This window comes from Carboxylicivirga fragile, from assembly GCF_050589805.1.
GTDB classification, from domain to species: Bacteria; Bacteroidota; Bacteroidia; order Bacteroidales; family Marinilabiliaceae; genus Carboxylicivirga; species Carboxylicivirga fragile.
Window position 1 is genome coordinate 43,523 of the sequence record NZ_JBNGOY010000006.1, and the last position, 21,065, is coordinate 64,587.

Sequence of the window (21,065 nt, forward strand, 5' to 3'; positions counted from 1 at the left end):
GATGAAGCATACAGTTAGAACCTTATTTTTTATCGTATCTCTTTTTGTTACGATTCCAATATTCGCACATGTTCAGCAAAGTAAGTTGAATAAGTTACCTGCCTTGTCAGATTCAAATCCTCATCATGGATGGGCAGCTTCGTTTGTTGGTGTTCATAACAATACATTGATATTGGCTGGTGGCTCAGCCTTTCCTGATGCTAAACCATGGGAAAATGGCATTAAAAAATTCTCGAATGAAATTATAGTGTTTGACGGTACCAAGTGGCAGAGTAATGTCAATTGGCGAATGCCTGAAGCATTAGCCGGAGGTGCAACTGTTTCTCTGCCCGAAGGTGTGTTTTGCACAGGAGGGTCTAATCCGAAAGGTATATCAAATCAATCTTTTTTGATTTCATATTCTAATAAACAAGCTAAAGTTACAAATATGCCAGCCCTTCCATTTTCTCTAAAGGGTCATGGAATGACGGCAATTGGAAGAACCGTTTATGTTGTTGGTGGCGTAACCGTTGATGGGTATAATTTGAAAGTGCTTCAACTTGATTTAAATGCTGTTGACAAAGGGTGGGAGACCATCACTGAACTACCTCAGGCTTTAAGTCATGCTACTGTAGTTAGCCAAACTGATGGAAGCGAACAATGCTTATTTGTAATAGGTGGGCGTTATAAGCTACATGGTGAAGCAATTACAACCTTCAGTAGTCAGGTGTGGAAGTATAAGCCATCTGCAAATAATTGGATAAAGAAAAATGATTGGATGCTAAAAGGTGGCAATCCAATTACAATTGCCGCAGCTGCAAGTGTAAAAACCGGTGCCTCTCATATATTGATTGTTGGTGGAGATGATGGTTCTACATTTAATCAAGTGGAGCATGCTATAAACAAAATGAAAGCTTCGGAAGGTGACGAGCGTGTATTGGCACAACAAATTCGCGATAGCTTATGGATAAACCATCCGGGATTTAATAAAGAGATTCTACTCTATAATACAATAACGGATAGTTGGTTTAGTGCCGGTGAGTTGGAAGCAGAAGCTCCGGCTGTAACATCTGCTGTATTATTGCAGAATAAAGTGATTATACCAAGTGGTGAAATTCGCCCGGGTATCCGTACAGATCAAGTTATTACTCTTGATTTTGCACGCCAGGAAGGATTTGGTCTATTGAACTACGTTGTTCTGGTACTTTACTTTATTGGTATGCTGTATTTGGGTTTCTATTTTATGAAACGCGAAAATGATGAGCAGGATTTCTTTAAGGCAGGAGGACGTATCCCCTGGTGGGCTGCAGGTATTAGTATTTTTGCTACAACATTAAGTGCCATTACATTTATCGCTATTCCGGCTAAGTCATATGCTACTGATTGGCGCATGCTGATTTTTAACCTGACTATAATACTGGTTGCTCCGGTAGTGATTAAGTATTATCTACCCTTTTTTAGAAGATTAAATATTGGAACAGCTTATGAGTATCTAGAGCTTCGTTTTAATAGAAGTGTGCGCTGGATGGCTTCTCTGTTTTTTATCATCTTTATGGTAACACGTATCGCAGTTGTCTTGTTTTTACCATCGTTGGCATTACACGCCGTTACAGGCTTTAGTGTTTATTGGTCAATAATTGTTATGGGTGTAGTAACAATTATTTATTGCACCAGTGGTGGAATAGAGGCTGTTGTGTGGGGTGATGTTATTCAGGGGATTATCCTAATGTTTGGTGCATTGTTAGCTTTGGCTTATATGATATTTGGTGTTGATGGAGGAATGGGTGGATTTATTGATGTATCTTTTGATAATCAAAAACTGTTTCTTTTAGATTTTAATATGGATTGGTCTAAACCGGTTCTATGGGTTGTATTGCTCGGAGGATTTGCGAATAGTCTAATAGCTTATACAAGTGATCAGTCAGTTGTACAGCGTTATATGACTACCAAGGACGAAAAGGCCACATCAAAGAGTATATGGTTAAATGGAATTATTAGTATACCTGTATCAGTAATTTTCTTTTTATTAGGAACAGGCTTGTATGCTTTTTATACATCCAAGCCAGAGGCTTTATCAGTTTCAATTCCTAATTTGGATGCCGTATTTCCACATTTTATTGTTTCTGAATTACCAGCTGGATTAGCTGGTTTACTTATTGCTGCCGTGTTTGCTGCAGCGATGTCAACCTTGTCATCTAATATCAATTCTGTATCAGCCGTTATTACATCTGATTTCTTTGATGTGCTACGACCAAAGGCAAAAGGTAAAAGTAGTATGCTTGTGGCTCGTCTATCTGGAATTATCGTTGGTATCTTTGGAATAGGTATGGCACTTATATTAGCCACTTGGGACATCGCTTCTCTGTGGGATCAATTTAATACCTTCCTCGGTCTATTAACCGGTGGACTTGGAGCATTGTTTGTAATGGGAATATTCTTCAAGCGTATTTCAGGTATTGCGGCCTTTATTGGTGTTATAGTTGGTTTTGTTGCCTTGTTATGGTTGCGAAGCTATTCGCCAATGTCATTTTTATTATACGGTGCAGTTGGTATAGCAATTAGTGTTGCAGTAGCCTATGTGTTAAGTTTTATTTGGCCGCAAAAGAAGGCCATAGATAAACTCACTTATAATAGTGAGATTCGTAATGTAGATAGTTTATAGTTATGGAACAGAGTAAGATTGATAGTTATATCAAACAATATAGTAATGAGTTATTCCAAAAGGTTATTCCCTTTTGGATGAATCATTCTAAAGATGAAGTATATGGTGGTTATTTTACCTGTTTGTCTCGCGACGGACAGGTTTACGATACGGATAAATTCATTTGGTTGCAAGCTCGTGAAGTATGGCAATTCGCTAAGCTCTATAATACAGTTGAGCCAAAGCAAGAATGGCTTGATATGGCTTTGCATGGCGCTGAATTTCTGCAGAAGCATGGTAAAGATGAAGATGGTAATTGGTATTTTTCTTTAAATCAAAACGGAGAGCCATTAGTACAACCATACAATATCTTTTCCGATTGTTTTGCTACCATGGCCTTTGGTCAACTTTATAAAGCAACCGGGCATGAGAATTATGCTACTTTAGCTAAGGATACCTTCTATTCGATCATAAAACGGCAAAATAACCCTAAGGGCACTTATAATAAAATAGTGCCAGGAACACGAGAACTTAAGAATTTTGCCTTGCCTATGATTCTATCCAACCTTGCAATGGAGATTGAGACACTTTTGCCAAAGGCTTTTATTACGGAGACTTTAGATAAGGTGATTCATGAGGTAATGGATGTTTTTTATCTCGAAGATCAAGGTCTTATCCTTGAAAATGTAAGTCCTGATGGTCAATTTGTAGACTGTTTTGAAGGGCGCCTCCTCAATCCAGGGCATGCCATTGAATCGATGTGGTTTATGATGGATTTGGGTAAAAAGCTAAAACGTCCTGAATTAATTGAAAAAGCTGTTAAAATTACGCTTGATACTTTGGAATATGGATGGGATAAAGAGCACGGAGGTATTTTCTACTTTATGGACTTAAAAGGACATCCTAATCAACAGTTGGAGTGGGATCAAAAACTATGGTGGGTTCATCTTGAAACATTAGTTGCTTTATTAAAGGGCTATCAACATACAGGTAATGTAGCTTGCTGGGAATGGTTCACAAAGGTACATGATTATGCATTTAAACACTTTTCAGACCCAGAACATGGCGAATGGTTCGGCTACCTGAACCGTCGCGGTGAGGTGCTACTGCCGCTGAAAGGTGGAAAATGGAAGGGTTGTTTTCATGTGCCACGAGGCTTGATGATTGCCTTGCAAACGCTTGAAAATATTAAGAAAACACTTTAAGTGGTGTTTTCTTAATATTTTAATTAGACGGATTCTTCGAGGCTTGCCTCGTGGGTTTTATAGTTCTCTCCTGTTTTTACAGAGAAGATGTCCGATTATGTACCGGATGGGGGTGAATGAAGAAAACCCTCTTTTTAGCGGAGCTGAAATAAAGTTGGCAAAATAACTCGGGGGCTTACAACGAGGATAGTCAACTTTAAGGATTTTCTTTATTGAGTCGCAATTATGCTAAGATATTTAAGTTTAGTGCGCTGTCTTTTGATTTGAATAAAATGTTGTCATGTTTTGAATGAACGCAACATGTTTTTATGAATGAAAAACCACTTTTTTTGATGAAAATGTCATGGCATAGCGTAGCACTAACATCATATATTTGTGTCATGAGAGATTCTAAATAAAATTTATATATTATAAATACTGAAAAGATGAAGCAAATATTAAAGCTGAGTTTGTTTTGTTTATGGATGATATCTATAAACAGCTTAAGTGCACAAATAATTGTTGATTGGCAAAATCCAAAAGTTTTCGAGATTAATAAAGAAGCACCTTATGCTTATTTTGTGCCATTCGAAACGGAGCGTGACGCATGGGATGGAATTATTTCTAATTCAATTTACCATCAGAGCCTTAATGGAACGTGGAAATTTAATTTGACTCAAGATCCAGAGAATCGACCTAAGGATTTTTATCATGAGAAGTATGATGTTAGTGGCTGGGATGATATAAAAGTACCGGCAAACTGGGAGATTGAAGGTTTTGATACGGCTATTTATGTAAATACAACTTATCCATTTTGGCAAATTGCTAAAAAAAGACCTGAACCGCCATTCATTCCGGAAGGTTATAATCCGGTTGGTTCGTATAAAAGAACTTTTAATATTCCTGAATCATGGGATGGAAGACAAGTATTCGTCACTTTTGGAGCTGTAAAATCAGCTTTTTACCTTTGGATAAACGGGCAGAAAGTGGGCTACAGTCAGGGTTCAAAAACACCCGCAGAGTTTGATTTGACAAAATACATCAGGCAGGGCGAAAATACAATTGCCTTGGAAGTTTATCGTTGGTCAGATGGCAGCTATCTGGAGTGTCAGGACTTTTGGCGTTTAAGTGGAATTCAGCGTGATGTAACGCTATCAGCTCGTCCACAAGTTCGTATTCGCGATTTTAATGTTATTACAGGCCTGGATAATAATTACCAAAATGGCACATTTAACCTTCAAGTGGAATTAGCTAATCACTACGAGAAGAAGCCAGGTCGTTATACGGTTGAGGCAAAGTTATTAAGCGAAAATAAAGAAGAGCAGCTAATCGACATGTCGGTAACCATGGAGGTTACTGAACAAACAAGCATTGCTAACTTTGAAAAAGATGTAGTTGAGAATCCTAGAAAATGGAGTGCCGAGCAACCTAACCTATATCGTCTAGTTATTAATCTGAAAGACAAAAAGGGTAAAGTTTTACAAAGTCTAACACAACAGGTTGGCTTTAGAACTGCTGAAGTTAAAAATGGACAATTCTTGGTTAATGGACAGCCAGTATTAATTAAAGGTGTTAACAGGCATGAGCATGATCCTGATAATGGGCATGTTGTTGATGAGACCAGTATGTTGATGGACATTCGTTTGATGAAAGAAAATAACATCAATACGGTTCGTACTTGCCACTATCCTACGTGTGAGCGTTTTTATGAACTGTGTAACATTTATGGTCTTTATGTCATTGACGAGGCTAATATCGAATCGCATGGTATGGGGTATGGCGATCGCTCATTGGCAAAAGATCCTGAATGGGAAGATGCACATATGGCGCGTACAATTGCGATGTATGAACGCGATAAAAATCAACCATCTATAATCACTTGGTCGCTCGGTAATGAAGCTGGAAATGGTGATAATTTTGTAGCAACTTATAATTGGTTAAAAGCGCAAGATTCTTCACGTCCAGTACAGTACGAAAGGTCGGGATTAGAGGATAATACGGATATCTACTGCCCAATGTATGCCAGTATTGAGCGTACAATCGAATATGCTAAAAGCAATCCGGATCGACCATTGATTCAATGTGAGTATTCGCATGCGATGGGTAATAGCTGTGGTAGTTTGAAAGACTATTGGGAGGCAATTGAAAAATATCCTGCTTTGCAAGGTGGTTGTATTTGGGATTGGGTTGATCAAGGCTTACGTGAAGTTGATGAAAATGGCCGTATGTATTTTGCTTATGGTGGCGAGTATGGAACTAATATGCCAAGTGATAATAGCTTTTGTTTAAATGGTTTGGTGAATCCGGATCGTCAGCCGAACCCACAGCTACACGAGACAAAAAAAGTATATCAAAATATATCAGTAAAGGCCATTGATATTGAAAAGGCGCATTTTGCTATCTATAATAAATACTTCTTTACTAATATAAACGAGTTTGTTGTTAAGTGGACTATTGCTAATGCAGAAGGAATTGTGGCCGAGCAAGTTTTGGATACTGATATTGAAGCTCAGGACTCTAAAGAGGTGCAGTTGAAATTACCTGAATTGCCAGTTCTAAAAGCTGGCCAAAACTATACGCTTACGTTTTCTTTTGCTCGAAAAAATCGTAAGGGTTTAATTACAGAAGGACATGAATTGGCATGGGATCAATTTGTGTTACCTATCGAAGCAAAGGAATATAAAATTGCTAAATCACTAGGTTCAATATCTGTTAATCAGAATGATCTGGCTGTTACTATAGAAGGAACTAATTTTAGCATGAGTTTCTCAAAGGCTGATGGGCTTATGTCGGAATACATATTTGAAGGTCAATCGATTGTTAAGCAAGGTCCCAAGCTTAATTTTTATCGTCCGGTAACCGAAAATGATGTGCGCGACGGTAATGGAAAAAGAGCGTGGCTGGATGCTGGTCTTAATAATCTGGAACAAAAAGTATCTGGTAAAATTAAAGTTGTTGAAGAACAGGATAGTCGTGTGAAGATTATAATTCCTGTGGTTTTGGTAAATTCTGAAAAGGGAACAGAGATTAGAGCCAATCAACAATATACGATTAGTAATAACGGTGCTGTTAATATAGATGTTGATATTGAGCTTTCATCAAATATTAAGGCCGTAGCAAAGGTTGGCTATCAAACCTTATTGAATAAAGCTTTGGATCAATGCTCGTGGTATGGGTTTGGGCCTGTGTCAACTTATTCAGATAGAGATGCAGCAGGTCGCGTCGGCTATTACGAGGCAACAGCAATGGAGTTATTTGATTCTAATTTAGTGGTTCCGCAAGATAATGCTAATAAAAGTCAAACCAAATGGGGATCAATTACTAATGTAGAAGGGGTTGGCTTCTTCTTTAGGGGAGAGGAAAAGCTAAATTTCAGTGCTTACCCATATTCAGATACAGATATTGATAAAGCTCGTCATGCTAATGAGTTGGATAAAGCTGAGTTTGTAACGCTTAATCTCGATCATCAACAAGCAGGTTTAGGAACAGCTACTTGCGGACCAAGCGTATTACCACAGTATGTGCTAAATACAAATACATATAGATTTCAGCTTGAACTAATTCCGGTTGATCTGAAAAAGAAAACTGTTTTTATGTATGGTGCTGAGAAATCATTTTAGAAGCTGTTGAATCCGGAATTGTGTTTCTGGAGAAACACTGATTTATAAGGGTTTGAGTTAAACTATTAAAGATATATTAATGAGACATTATGTAATGTTAGTGCTTGCCTTTGCTGTATTATCGGTAAGCTTTGGTTGTAAAGAGTCAAAAAAGAATGAATACAACATTATTCCTTTTCCGCAGGAATTGGTCGAGAATACTGGTGTATTTACAATAAATAATAAAACTGAAGTATTATTCTCTGGAAGTGAGAATGCGGAGTTTGTGGCAAAGACCTTCGCTGAGTTTATTAAACCAGCTACTGCTCACGAGCTAAAAGTTGCATCGGTATCTACGGAAACCATGGTTACTGGTGCCATCGTATTTATTGAAGATAAAGAGTTGGAAGGTGAGGAAGGCAGTTATAAATTGACAGTAACACCAAATGGTATTCTGGTGAAGTCGAATAATCCTGTAGGTTTATATTATGCTTTTCAGACAATACGTCAATTATTACCAGTTGAGATAGAAAGCAAAAATAAAGTAGCAGGGATACAATGGAATGTACCGTCAGTTGAAATATCAGATGCTCCTCGTTTTTCTTACAGAGGTCTGCACCTCGATGTTGGTCGTCATTTTTTTCCAGTTGATTTTTTAAAGAAATTTATTGATTTGCTGGCTTTACACAAAATGAACGTGTTTCATTGGCATTTAACCGAGGATCAGGGATGGAGATTAGAAATTAAAAAATATCCGAAATTGGCCGAAATAGCTGCCCATCGTAATGAAACACGAGTAGGACATGGAGGTAGTAGTACAGCCGAGTATGATGGAAAACCATATGGAGGATTTTATACGCAAGAACAAGCAAAGGAAATTGTTAAGTATGCTGCTGATCGTCATATTACTGTTATTCCTGAAATAGAATTACCAGGACACGCACAGGCTGTTTTGGCTGCTTATCCGAATCTTGGATGTACCGGAGGACCATATGAAGTAGCCAAGACTTGGGGCGTTTTTGATGATGTCTTTTGTGCTGGTAATGAGCAGTCGTTTCAGTTCTTAGAAGATGTATTAGTTGAAGTGATGGAAATATTCCCTTCTAAATACATACATATCGGAGGCGATGAATGCCCAAAGACAAGATGGAACGAGTGTCCAAAATGTAAAAAGCGCATGCGTAAAGAGCATTGCAAAAATGCACATGAATTACAGAGCTACTTTATTAGTCGAATTGAAAAGTTTTTAAATAGTCATGGTCGTGACATTATCGGCTGGGATGAAATCTTGGAAGGTGGATTGGCCCCTAATGCAACGGTTATGTCGTGGAGAGGTATTCAAGGAGGAATTGAGGCAGCTAAGCAAAAACATAATGTTATTATGACGCCTAATTCACACTTTTATCTCGATCATTATCAGAATAATCCAGACAAGGAACCGCTAGCTATTGGAGGCTTTTTACCTTTGAGTAAAGTTTATTCATATAACCCTTATTCATCAGAATTAACAGCCGATGAAATGAAATATATTATTGGGGTACAAGGTAATTTATGGACTGAGTATATGAAAACTAGTGATCATGTTGAATATATGGCTTATCCGAGAGCATGTGCTATTTCAGAAGTTGGTTGGTTGGATTATAAGAAACGTAATTTTGACGAGTTTGCGTTAAGACTACAAAAGCATTTTAAGCGTTTAGATATGCTTGACGTGAACTATTTTAACAAAATACTTATGCCTTCTGCACTTGTTTCTAAGGTGGAGTTTTTAAACAAAGAACACTTAGTGTTGGAGAATAATGCTGTAGGTGCTCAAGTCTATTATACTTTGGACGGATCTACGCCAACAAAAAGTTCAACACTATATACTAGTGCCATCAAAATTGATACTGAAGGTGTTATTAAAGCTGTAGCAATTAATCTGGAAGGTGAAAGTAGTGAAGTGCTAGAAATTGAAGCGGTTAACCTTAAGTACATGGAGGGAACTGCAGAGCCTGGAGCCAAAAACGGCTTAAGTTGTAAGTTGTCTGTTGGCAAATTTAGTTCGTGTAAAGAGGTTGAAAAAGCGGATGGTAAAATTATTAGTGTTGATAATATTTCGATACCGGATAATGCGCCACATGACCATTTTGGTTTGCAAATGAAAGGCTTTGTTACAATTCCTCAAGAAGGATTGTATAAAATTAGTCTTGGCTCTGATGATGGATCTGTGTTATATCTTAACGATCAGTTGATTATTGATAATGATGGATACCACGGAATGGAATATCAGAAAGCAAGTGTTGCACTCAAAGTAGGAACTTATCCTATTAAAGTGGTGTATTTTGAAGCAACTGGAGGAGAGAACCTAAAAGTGTCTGTTGTAGCACCGGGTGGAGAAACCATAACTAATATTTCTGAATATTTTAGTCACTAAAATACCATGAAAGTAGACGTTGTATTTGCAGCAGGAGATCTAGCTGAGGCAAAAGTCAAAGGAAAAGTTGCTATTGTTATCGATGTACTACGTGCTACATCGGTAATGGTAACGGCTTTAAATAATGGAGCTAAAGAAGTTATACCGGTTCTGTCACCAGAAGAAGCTTTTGCTCTTAAAAAAGAAAATCCGAAACAGGTGTTACTTGGAGGCGAAAGAGATACTTTGGCAATTGAGGGGTTTGATTATGGAAATTCACCTTTGGATTATGTCCCTGGGGTAGTTGAAAACAAAACCATAGTGATGACAACATCCAATGGAACGAGAGCCATTAAAGGATCTGTTGCTGCCAATAAAATTGTTATCGCCTCATTTCTTAATGTAAAGTCTATTGTTGAAAGTATTTCAGAAGGTGATGATCCGGTTTTAGTTTGCAGTGGATCTAATGATTTTTTTACGATTGAAGATTCTTTGTGTGCCGGAATGATAATAAGTATCCTAGGTCAAATATTTGATATTCAACTATCGGATGGTGCATTGGCAATGAAGGAGCTTTATGAGACAAATAAAGATTTAGAGCAGATTGCCTCGGGAGGAAATCATTATAAATTACTTCAGAAAAGGGGTTTTTATGATGATTTGAAATATTGCTTTCAGAAAAACAGCATTCAATTAGTACCCTATTACAAGGCAGGCAGAATCATTATTTAATTTGTTGAAATGAATGTATTAATATGATTTTATAAAGAAGATGACCAAAAAATTATCCAGCCTTCCTTATATCCTTGATCAAACCAATTGGGGCACTGTTAAGCAGGAAAAGTATGAAATGGCCATTTTGCCTTGGGGTGCAACAGAACCTCATAATTATCATTTACCGTATGCTACAGATACTATTCAGGCTAAAGAAATAGCTGTTGGTGCTGCCGCGATTGCATGGCAAGATGGTGTAAAAACAATGGTTCTTCCTGCCATTCCTTTAGGCTTACAAAATCCGGGACAGCTTGATTTACCATTTTGTTTAAATACACGGCTCTCAACTCAAAAAGTTATTCTGGAGGATATTTTGATGTCTTTGCAGAAACAGGGTATTAAAAGACTTGTGATTATTAATAGCCATGGTGGCAATGATTTTAAATCACTGGTAAGAGATTTCCAAACTCAGTTCAATGATTTTTTTATTGGGGTGATTGATTGGTTTAAAATTGTTGGCTGTGATGAGTTTTTTGATGAACCCGGAGATCATGCAGGGGAAATGGAGACCTCTCTGATTCAATATTTACATCCGGATTTGGTGACTGTTGAAGAGGCTGGAGATGGTAGAAGTATTGGGTTTAAGTTAAATTCATTAAAAAAGGGAGTTGTTTGGACACCTCGTAACTGGGCAAAAATATCAAGCGATACCGGTGTTGGAAATCCAAAAATGGCTACTTCGGAGAAAGGAGAGAAATGTTTTAAATTTCTTATACAGTCGATTGCAAATGCTTTAAGAGAAATTGCAAGTGTAAACCCAGATGATTTATACTAATATATTATTCTCCTTCCAATTTAAAGAATAACTATCCTGTAAGTAGGATTAAAAGAAATGATAAAATGAGAGAATTTATATTTGTATTGCTTTTAGTATATATATCGCTAAGTGGGTGTGAAACAAAAAATGAAACACCATTCTCGCTTATTCCGCAAGTATCATCAGTAGATTACTCTGGAGAATACATGAATTTGGATGAATTAGAAGTACTGGTATTACCTGAGGAATGGATAGAGTTAGGTGGACAAATTAATTCATTTCAGAAGCAATATGAAGCAAACATATTACAAGTCGCAGATAAGATTGAATCGAAAGGTATTCGTTTTCAACAATCAGCAGAGCTAGGCAATGAGGAATATATATTAAGTATAAATGATAGAGGTATTTTAATAAAAGCCTCGGATTATGCTGGTGCATTTAATGCATTACAAACATATAAACAAATTGTAAGTCAGAGCGAAAAGGGAAGTATTCAATACCTGCAAATAAAAGATAAGCCTCGATTTGAGTACCGTGGATTGATGCTGGATTGTAGTCGACATTTTTGGACAGTTGACGAATTAAAAGAGTCGATTGACCAAATGTCATTATTTAAACTTAACAAACTTCACTTGCATTTGACCGACAATAATGCTTGGCGGATTGAAATTAAAGCTTTTCCAAAATTAACCAGTGTTGGAACTTACTATGAGGATTATCCTGAGTTATCGGATAAATTTTATACTCAAGATGATTTAAAAGAAATTGTTAGATATGCATCAAAAAGAAATATTGAAGTAATACCAGAGATAGATTTACCAGGCCATGCTATTGCTCTTTTAGCTGCTTATCCTGAGTACTCCTGTGAAGGTGGGAAATTTGAGCCTTATCCGGAAGAGATGCCTCCTTCAAAGAGATATAAGAATACTGCTAATATGATATGTGTTGGAAATAAGGCAGTATATGATTTTGTAGGAACCATTGTTGAAGAAATGGCCAGCATATTTCCCTCAAAAAAAATTCATTTAGGAGGCGATGAGGTTCCTACCAAGGTGTGGGAAACATGTGATAAATGTAAAGATCTGCATCATCAACATAATATGGAGGGATGGCATAATATACAAGATTATTTTACAAAGAAAATGTCAGAGATTGCCGCAAATAATAATAGAATAATGATTGGTTGGGATGAAATAAATGATCATCAGGCTGCGTCATCAGAAGATATTATTATGATATGGCGAGATTATGGTTTTGAACGAGCAATAGAAGCGCTGGAAAGAGATGTGCCAGTTATTATGGCTCCCCAACATGGATGTTATTTTGATTGGGGCTACGCCGGTAATTCAACGCGTAAGGTTTATGAGTGGGATCCAATATCGACGGAAATAACAATGTTGAATAAAAATCACTTGGTCATAGGAGGGCAGGCATGTTTATGGACTGAACGAGTAAGTACCCAAGATAGAGTTGAAGAAATGCTTTACCCAAGATTGATTGCTTTGGCAGAAGTACTTTGGACTAGTAAAAAACAACGAGATTGGGAATCATTTTTAATCCGCTTAGAAAATAATTACGGTTTGCTTACAAATCAGGGGATTAGCTATTTTATTGACGATGCGATTAATGAGTTAGAATTCGTTCCGAAAAAAGAGAAGCCTTCGTTGGTTAGACATGCCATGCTAAGTACAAGTATTCCAAATCATGGGAACTACCATTTGGAATATATTTTCGATGGACGTTCAAATACGTTTTATTGGGGCGGACGAAGTATGCGAAAAGGGGATTGGTATGAGATAGAATTAGGCGAATGTGTTAAGGCTAATACAGTTAAGGTTATAACAGGTGATTCTAAAGATTATATTCAATATGGAGATTTGTTGATTTCATTCGATGGAGAAAAATTTGAACATCATGCCTCTTTTGACGAACTTGGGGTAGCTAAAGCAAATGTTAAAGGAAAACTTATAAAAAAAATACGGATTCAAGTGTCCAAGGATGTTGCATCTTGGCCTGTTATAAAAGAGGTTAAAATTGATTAATATGAAAGCGAATATTATAACAATGAAGCTTGTGCTTATTCTGGTTCTGGGACTTACAATGGCATGTGAATCATCAATAGATAAAGAAGTAAGTATAATACCTCAGCCAGTTAGTTTAGATATTAACAAAGGTTCATTTAGACTCAATTCAAATACTCAAGTTTCCATAGCTAAGGGTACAGGTAAAACCCAAAAGGTAGTTGATCATTTGAAAGATATTATAGATGCATCTTGTGAAATAGATTTGTCTGTCGTCAAGGAGAACCCATCAAAAGAGAATGTAATAATATTTGAGATTTGCGTGGATATTAAAGATAAAGAGGGGTATGAATTACATGTTTCAAAGGATTATATTCACATAAAAGCGAAGGAAGATGTTGGGCTATTTTATGGCACCCAAACATTGAGGCAATTGTTACCTGTAAGTATTAATAAACAGCATGGTGGAGAAGGCGAATTAGCTATTCCTGTTGTAAGTATTAAAGATGCACCCCGTTTTGGCTGGCGAGGACTTCACCTTGATGTAAGTCGTCATTTTTTTTCGGTTGATTTTATAAAAAAGTACATTGATCATATGGTGCGTTACAAACTAAATGTTTTTCATTGGCATTTAGTAGATGGTCCTGGATGGAGAATCCCCATTGATGCCTTTCCAAAATTAACAGATGAAGGCGCCTGGCGTGTGGATAAAACGCACGACGAATGGAATTGGCGTGCAACAGAAATGGGTAAACCTTCAGATGGCAGACCTGCTTATGGGGGATATTATTCAAAAGATGAAATTCGGGAAATAATAAAATATGCTGAAGAACGATTTGTTCAGATAATACCAGAAATCGAAATGCCCGGTCATTCATTGCCACCACTACTATCTTATCCAGAATTGGTCTGTGAAAATAATAATATTGCTATAGATGGGCTAAGAGGCAAAGATGTAGTATGTGTGGGAAGTGAATTTACCTATCAGTTTTTTACTAAAATATTAGATGAAACAATGGATTTATTTCCTTCTAAATTAATTCATATTGGAGGAGATGAAGTAGGTAAAAGTGCATGGAAGGAATGTGGCCGTTGTCAACAATTCATAAAAAAGGAAGGTTTAAAAGATGAAAAGGAATTACAGAGCCATTTTATGTCAAGAATAACGGAATATGTTAATAGTAAAGGAAGAGAAGTAATTGGATGGGATGAAATTATGGAAGGAGGTTTGCCTAAAAATGCTAAGGTAATGTCATGGCGAGGTTATGAAGGAGGTATTAAATCGGCAAATTTAGGACATGATGTCGTCATGTCACCTATTTCTCATACTTATTTCGACTTATACCAAGGGGATCCTTCAATAGAACCAAAGGCATATGGTAAATTATATCTGACAGATGTTTATAAATTTGATCCAGTTCCCGAAGATATTGACCCAGCAAAACAGCATCATATTTTAGGAGGGCATGCCTGTTTATGGACTGAACATGTGCGAACTCCTGAGCATGCAGAGTATATGTTGTTTCCGAGGTTGTTAGCATTTTCAGAAACAGTATGGTCTGTTAAGGAGAACTTAAACTTTGATTCTTTTATGACCAGACTGGAAAAACACCATAGGCTGTTAGAAAAAGACGGGATTAATTATTCCATGAGTGCATATAATGTTGCAATTTCAGAGCAAATAGATTCCATTGATAACAAATATATGATTTCAATGGCAAACGAAGTAAATAGGCATCTCATAAGGTATACATTAGACGGAAAAGAACCTTCGATTCACTCACCGGTTTATCAAGGTCCATTTTATTTAGGGAATGAGACTTTGATTAAGGCAGCTTCATTTAGAAATGGAAAACGGTTGGGGGAAATAGCCGAAATTGATTTAGATCATAAGCATAAAATTGAAGAAACTAACCAGGTTAATTAATCTATAATATAAGAATTATGGCATCAAGTAGACGATCATTTTTAAAGAATATAGCTATTGGAACAGGTGTTATAGCTTCAGCTCCATTGGCAGGATGTAATGCAAAGTCAACTGAAGAAGAAGCAGTAGCTTATATCAGGACCTCCGCTGAGCGTCTGCCTAAAATGAATTTTAATATGTGCGGATATGCTGCTCCAAAGCTCGATAAAGTTCGTGTTGGTTTTGTTGGTATTGGCGATAGGGGTATCGGTGCTGTTGAGCGTATGACTTATATTGAGGGTGTGGAAATTACGGCAGTTTGTGATACACGTCAGGCTGCTATTGATGGTGCTCAGGATGTATTGAAAAAGCTAGGCCTGCCTCTGGCTAAAGAATATACTGGTAGTGATGAGGCGTTTAAGGATATGTGCGAGAGTGGAAATGTTGATTTGGTATATATAGCAACGCCTTGGGAGTGGCATGTTCCAGTTGCTATAGCTGCTATGAAAGGAGATAAACATGCAGCGGTTGAAGTTTCTACAGCTAAATCTATGGATGAATGTTGGGAAATGGTTGAAGTATCGGAGCAGACAAAAAAACATTGCGTCATACTTGAAAACTGCTGTTACGATTTTTTTGAGCTTTTAACCCTCAATATGGCTCGACAGGGTGCATTTGGTGATTTGGTTCATGGCGAAGGTGCTTACATTCATGATCTAGATTACTGGCATTTTAATAAACCACAAGATGATAAGCCACGTGGTGATGGTGCCTATGACAAACTATGGCGCTTACATGAAAATAGCCGCAAGGCCAATGTGTACCCAACACACGGTTTAGGGCCAATTTGTCAGGCCATGGATATTAATCGTGGCGACAGGATGGATTATCTGACGGCAATGATGTCGGATGATTTTACTTTGGCTAATCGAATCAAAGAATTAGCACCAGACAGACCCGATTTGCAACAGTTTGTTGGAAAAGAAATGCGTGGTAATATGGATATGCAAATGATTCGTACGGTTAAAGGACGAACCATTATGATTCAACATGACATTAGTTCACCACGACCATATTCTAGAATCCATATGTTGAGCGGAACCAAATGCTTTGCTCAAAAGTGGCCATTGCAGCACATCGCTTTCGGGCATAATAAGGCTGATGATGCAAAAATGAAAGAGCTACAAGAAAAGTATGCTCCTGAAATTGTGACACGAATGGGCGAAATGGCCAAGCAAGTTGGAGGTCACGGTGGTATGGACTTTATGATGGATTGGCGCTTGATTGATTGTTTGCGTAATGGATTACCAATGGATATGGACGTATATGATGCTGCTTCGTGGAGCTGTATTACGCCATTGAGCGAATGGTCAATTGCCAATGGATCTAAACCTATTGATGTTCCGGATTTTACACGTGGAGCATGGAAAACAAATGCCCCTGTTGAACTAAGCTTAAAAGGAGGAGGTACTACTGCAGTTCGTAATCTTAAGAAAGCAGATACTAGAGGACAATTGTCGCTTGACTAAAGTTTAAATGGACAGTGGGCTCTATGGCCTGCTGATCTTTTATACCACTTGGATGGTTTTTATACCAAACTTCTTCTGCCTTAATGTAAGGTATGTTCAATCCTAGTACGTTTAGCAAATAAAAAAATAATAAGATATGATTAAGGGATTATTCAGCCATGTGGCATTACTACTATTATTCTTTTTCGGAAGTTTAATACTTAATGCGAGTGAAAAAAACGATTGGGAGAACCCTAAAGTGTTCAACCTTAATAAGGAGTTACCTCACGCATCATTAATGCCATTTTCGTCCATAGATAATGCATTAACAAAAAAACATAAAGCATCGGTTTATTATAAAAGCTTAAACGGAACCTGGAAGTTTAATTGGGTACGTAAACCTGTTGATCGTCCTGTTGATTTTTACAAGCCTTCTTTTGATGTTAGCCAATGGGATGATATTAAAGTTCCGGCGAATTGGGAGCTTGAAGGCTATGGGATACCTATTTATTGTAATCATCAGTACGAATTTGCCAGTTATAAAGCTCCTGTGTCTGATGAAATAAAATATGTTGATAAAATTTATCCGGCCAATCCGGGACAAGTTCCCCACGACTATAATCCTGTTGGATCGTATCGTCGCACCTTTACAGTACCCGAAAGCTGGGATGATCGCCAGGTATTCATTCAATTTGGTGCAGTCAAATCGGCCTTTTACATATGGGTGAACGGACAAAAAGTTGGTTATAGTCAAGGTAGTAAAACAGAAGCTGAATGGGATATTAGCAAATATTTGCAAAAAGGTGAAAACACTTTAGCTGTTGAAGTTTATCGTTGGAGTGATGGTTCTTATCTGGAGTGTCAGGATTTTTGGCGTATCAGTGGAATAGAACGTGATGTATTTATTTATTCGACACCTAAAGTACGTATTCGTGACTTCTTTGTAAAAGGTGATCTTGATGAAACATATGTCAACGGTAAGCTAAGCGTTGAAGTTGATTTAGCCAACCATGTTGATCATTTGCGATCGGGTAGTTATAATTTAAGCTATATGTTATTCGACCAAAATAAGAATATTGTAGCTCAGGAAAACTTAAAGGTTAATATTGATAAAAAAGAAGATTTAAAACTGTCGTTCGAAAAGGAAATTGAAAACCCGTTGAAGTGGACTGCTGAAACGCCAAACTTATATTCATTGGTTCTGAAGTTAGAAGATGATAAGGGTAATAATCAGGAGATAGTTTCTGCAAAAATGGGCTTTCGCAAAGTGGAAATAATTGATGATGTGTTTTATATAAATGGAGTTGCAGTGTTGATTAAAGGGGTTAACCGCCACGAGCATAATCAACATACTGGTCATGTAGTGAATGAAGAGGACATGCTTCATGAGATTAAGCTGATGAAACAGTTTAACATCAATGCTGTTCGTAATTCACACTATCCAACACATCCACGTTTTTACGAGTTATGCGATGAGCATGGTTTGTATGTCACTGATGAGGCTAATATTGAATCGCACGGAATGTATTATGGCAAGCATTCTTTGGCAAAAAATGCGGAGTGGAAAGAAGCACACCTTGATCGTAATAAACGTATGGTGGAACGTAGTAAAAATCATCCTAGTATCATTGTTTGGTCCATGGGTAATGAAGCTGGCGATGGCGATAATTTTACGGCCGCATTTGACTGGATTAAGCTTCGCGATCAATCACGGTCTATTCATTACGAACGTGCTGAGATGCGTGAAAATACAGAGCTGTTTTGTCCACAATATCCGGGTGTACGTTATCTGAAAAAATATGCTTCTAAGCATCAGAAGAAACCAATGATAATGAGTGAATACTCACATGCAATGGGTAACAGTACTGGAAATTTGGTGGATCTATGGGATGTGATTCATGACCGTAGCAATAAACAACTCCAAGGTGGATATATCTGGGACTGGATTGATCAGGGCTTATTGGAGTTTGATGAAGAAGGACGCCGATACTGGACTTATGGTGGTGATTATGGTGAAAACATGCCTAGCGATGATAATTTTGTGTGTAATGGTATAATCTATCCTGATATGGCACCGCAACCTGCCATGTGGGAGGTTAAATATGCCTACCAGTATGTCCGATTCAGTAATGAAGGTCTACCTTTTGGTCAATATGAAATTACAAACTACTATGATTTTATCGACTTGGATGGTTTTGATATTCGTTGTTCTATCACTGAGAACGGAAAAGAAATTCATTATGGGTTTGTTGAAGCTACTCTCAATGCCAATGAGAGTAAGGTATTTGAAATAGCAATTCCTATAATAAAAGGCAAACAAGATTCAGAGTATTTTATTGATTTCTCTGTGCGATTGAAAAAACCAACATCAATATTAGCCGAAGGACATGAAGTGGCACATGACCAGTTTGCTATTGCAGTTCCTGTTCATCCAATTGCAAAAGAAGAGCAACATGGTAATATTACAACTACTGAAAATGATGAAGTGATTAATGTGAATGGGCAAAATTTCACAATTAACTTTAATAAATCGACAGGTACAATCGGAGAGTGGACGGTAAACGGTATTCAACTGATTCAGAAAGGACCATCGCTTAATTACTGGCGAGCACCAAACGATAATGACAAAGGCAGCAATATGATTAAGCGTTTGGGTATATGGCGTGAGGTATCTTCAAATTTTGAGGTAGATAAACTTACTCTTGAACAGAGTTCTAGTAAAAAAGCTATAGTTACCGTAGATATTAAGTTGCCAGCTATTAATTCAAATCAAACCATAGTATATGAGATTTTAGGTAATGGTCGCATTCATATTAGTAATACTTTAAGTTTAGGTAAAAAAGGTTTACCGGATATGCCGCGCTATGGTATGCGATTGACTTTACCTGTTGAGTTTGACAATTTGAAATATTTCGGACGTGGGCCTCATGAAAATTATTGCGATCGTAACCGTAGTGCTTTTGTTGGCTTATATGAGAGTAAAGTGGAAGATCAATATGAACCTTATGTTCGTCCTCAGGAGAATGGGTATAAAACTGATACTCGCTGGTTTGAACTGAGGAATAGTGATGGTTGGGGATTGAGAATTAGTGGAGCTCCTAGTATAGGTTTTTCAGCCCTACACAACCCAATTGAAGATTTTGATCAGGAAACTCATTCTGAAAACAAACACTTGAATGATATAGTTAAGCAAGATGGTGTGTTCGTTACTTTCGATCTTAAACAGATGGGTGTTGCCGGTGATAACTCATGGGGGGCTAAACCTTATGAGCAATACACGTTGCCGGCTCAAGACTATGAGTTTAATTTTATAATGGAGCCTGTTTTTTAAAAATACCATAAAAAATAATACATGAGTTTCTACAAATTGCCGATCTTGATTATAATCATTCTGTACGCAGGTTGTACTGAAATTCCATACAATATAATTGACTCGTATAATTATATACAGAAAGATAATCGAGAGGATAAGGACTGGGAAATTATTTGGCAAGATAATTTCAATGGCACAGACATAGATACAACAAAATGGACGAGAATTCCTCCGAATAAAGCAGATTGGGGCAAGCATATGACGAGTGATGACCGATGTTATGAAATATCTGAAGGAAAGTTGTTTTTAAAAGGTATTATTAATCCTGATACAGTAAGTGATTCAAGACTTTTTTTAACAGGAGGTATTTATAGTAAAGGGAAATTCGCATTTCAATATGGGAAGGTCGAAATAAGAGCCAAGTTAGAATGTGCGCAAGGTGCTTGGCCAGCTATATGGATGCTAGCTGAACAGAAGAAATATGGTTCTTATCCTATGAATGGTGAGATTGATATTATGGAACATCTTAATTATGACAATATCATCTATCAAACAACTCATTCCTATTATACTTTAAAATTGAAACAAACTGAAAATCCACCTCATTCTGGAACGGCAAAAGTTGATGTCACTCAATTTAATACGTATGGATTAATGTGGTATCCTGATCGTTTGGTATTTAGCCTAAACGAAAAAGAAACGTTTGCGTACCCTAGGGTAAATGGTGTTGATAAAACACAATGGCCATATGATCAACCTTTTTTTCTTCTTATTGATCAGCAATTAAAGGGAGCATGGGTTGGCGATGTAAATCCTGATGATTTGCCTGTTCAAATGATTGTGGATTTTGTGAGGGTGTATCAGTAATGTATCATATGTCAATTGATTGTGATGTGTTTGTCAAGCGGATTTATTTAACTCGAGTTTACTGATTTTCTTTTAAATTGCTTTTTAGATGTTGATAACTAAGCTAAACGGTTAATTAATT

At 37.2% G+C, this 21,065-nt stretch carries 11 protein-coding genes; all 11 read left to right on the plus strand.

The genetic code is table 11. The annotated features are described in order from the left end of the window. Position 1 precedes the first annotated feature (1 nt). The 11 genes from ACRD7B_RS03955 (at position 2) to ACRD7B_RS04005 (ending at position 20,944) form a co-directional block, all read left to right on the plus strand. The gene (locus tag ACRD7B_RS03955; RefSeq protein ID WP_430823172.1) at positions 2-2,641 is read left to right on the plus strand and encodes a sodium:solute symporter family protein; all 2,640 of its coding nucleotides are present in this window, start codon (positions 2-4) and stop codon (positions 2,639-2,641) included. Positions 2,642-2,643: 2 nt separating this feature from the next. Then, positions 2,644-3,825 carry a n-acyl-d-glucosamine 2-epimerase gene (locus ACRD7B_RS03960; protein ID WP_430823173.1) on the plus strand — a complete coding sequence of 394 codons (1,182 nt, stop codon included), beginning with the start codon at positions 2,644-2,646 and terminating at the stop codon, positions 3,823-3,825. 425 nt (positions 3,826-4,250) lie between these two features. After that, entirely contained in the window at positions 4,251-7,424 is a 3,174-nt protein-coding gene (lacZ, locus tag ACRD7B_RS03965; protein ID WP_430823174.1) for a beta-galactosidase, LacZ type, read from the plus strand. Positions 7,425-7,503: 79 nt separating this feature from the next. Next, positions 7,504-9,819, plus strand: coding sequence for a family 20 glycosylhydrolase (locus ACRD7B_RS03970; protein ID WP_430823175.1), 2,316 nt, complete (start codon positions 7,504-7,506; stop codon positions 9,817-9,819). A gap of 6 nt (positions 9,820-9,825) precedes the next feature. Then, positions 9,826-10,530 carry a 2-phosphosulfolactate phosphatase gene (locus ACRD7B_RS03975; protein ID WP_430823176.1) on the plus strand — a complete coding sequence of 235 codons (705 nt, stop codon included), beginning with the start codon at positions 9,826-9,828 and terminating at the stop codon, positions 10,528-10,530. A 40-nt stretch (positions 10,531-10,570) separates the two neighbouring features. Then, positions 10,571-11,347 (plus strand): creatininase family protein, encoded by a 777-nt coding sequence (locus ACRD7B_RS03980; RefSeq protein WP_430823177.1) that lies wholly within the window; start codon positions 10,571-10,573, stop codon positions 11,345-11,347. 65 nt (positions 11,348-11,412) lie between these two features. Further along, entirely contained in the window at positions 11,413-13,371 is a 1,959-nt protein-coding gene (locus tag ACRD7B_RS03985; RefSeq protein WP_430823178.1) for a beta-N-acetylhexosaminidase, read from the plus strand. 1 nt (position 13,372) lies between these two features. Next, on the plus strand, positions 13,373-15,277 hold the full coding sequence (locus tag ACRD7B_RS03990) for a beta-N-acetylhexosaminidase (RefSeq protein ID WP_430823179.1): 1,905 nt from the start codon (positions 13,373-13,375) through the stop codon (positions 15,275-15,277). A gap of 17 nt (positions 15,278-15,294) precedes the next feature. Further along, a complete protein-coding gene (locus ACRD7B_RS03995; RefSeq protein ID WP_430823180.1) occupies positions 15,295-16,785 on the plus strand; it encodes a Gfo/Idh/MocA family protein in 1,491 nt (496 codons plus the stop codon). Between the two features lie 136 nt (positions 16,786-16,921). After that, on the plus strand, positions 16,922-20,095 hold the full coding sequence (gene lacZ, locus ACRD7B_RS04000) for a beta-galactosidase, LacZ type (protein ID WP_430823181.1): 3,174 nt from the start codon (positions 16,922-16,924) through the stop codon (positions 20,093-20,095). A 21-nt stretch (positions 20,096-20,116) separates the two neighbouring features. Then, positions 20,117-20,944, plus strand: a complete 828-nt coding sequence (locus tag ACRD7B_RS04005; protein WP_430823182.1) for a glycoside hydrolase family 16 protein — start codon at positions 20,117-20,119, stop codon at positions 20,942-20,944. Positions 20,945-21,065 lie beyond the last annotated feature (121 nt).

Bases quoted from the DNA above. Each gene is read 5' to 3' on its own strand.
- ACRD7B_RS03955 (WP_430823172.1), top strand. From the start codon at position 2: ATGAAGCATACAGTTAGAACCTTATTTTTTATCGTATCTCTTTTTGTT.
- ACRD7B_RS03960 (WP_430823173.1), top strand. From the start codon at position 2,644: ATGGAACAGAGTAAGATTGATAGTTATATCAAACAATATAGTAATGAG.
- lacZ (WP_430823174.1), top strand. From the start codon at position 4,251: ATGAAGCAAATATTAAAGCTGAGTTTGTTTTGTTTATGGATGATATCT.
- ACRD7B_RS03970 (WP_430823175.1), top strand. From the start codon at position 7,504: ATGAGACATTATGTAATGTTAGTGCTTGCCTTTGCTGTATTATCGGTA.
- ACRD7B_RS03975 (WP_430823176.1), top strand. From the start codon at position 9,826: ATGAAAGTAGACGTTGTATTTGCAGCAGGAGATCTAGCTGAGGCAAAA.
- ACRD7B_RS03980 (WP_430823177.1), top strand. From the start codon at position 10,571: ATGACCAAAAAATTATCCAGCCTTCCTTATATCCTTGATCAAACCAAT.
- ACRD7B_RS03985 (WP_430823178.1), top strand. From the start codon at position 11,413: ATGAGAGAATTTATATTTGTATTGCTTTTAGTATATATATCGCTAAGT.
- ACRD7B_RS03990 (WP_430823179.1), top strand. From the start codon at position 13,373: ATGAAAGCGAATATTATAACAATGAAGCTTGTGCTTATTCTGGTTCTG.
- ACRD7B_RS03995 (WP_430823180.1), top strand. From the start codon at position 15,295: ATGGCATCAAGTAGACGATCATTTTTAAAGAATATAGCTATTGGAACA.
- lacZ (WP_430823181.1), top strand. From the start codon at position 16,922: ATGATTAAGGGATTATTCAGCCATGTGGCATTACTACTATTATTCTTT.
- ACRD7B_RS04005 (WP_430823182.1), top strand. From the start codon at position 20,117: ATGAGTTTCTACAAATTGCCGATCTTGATTATAATCATTCTGTACGCA.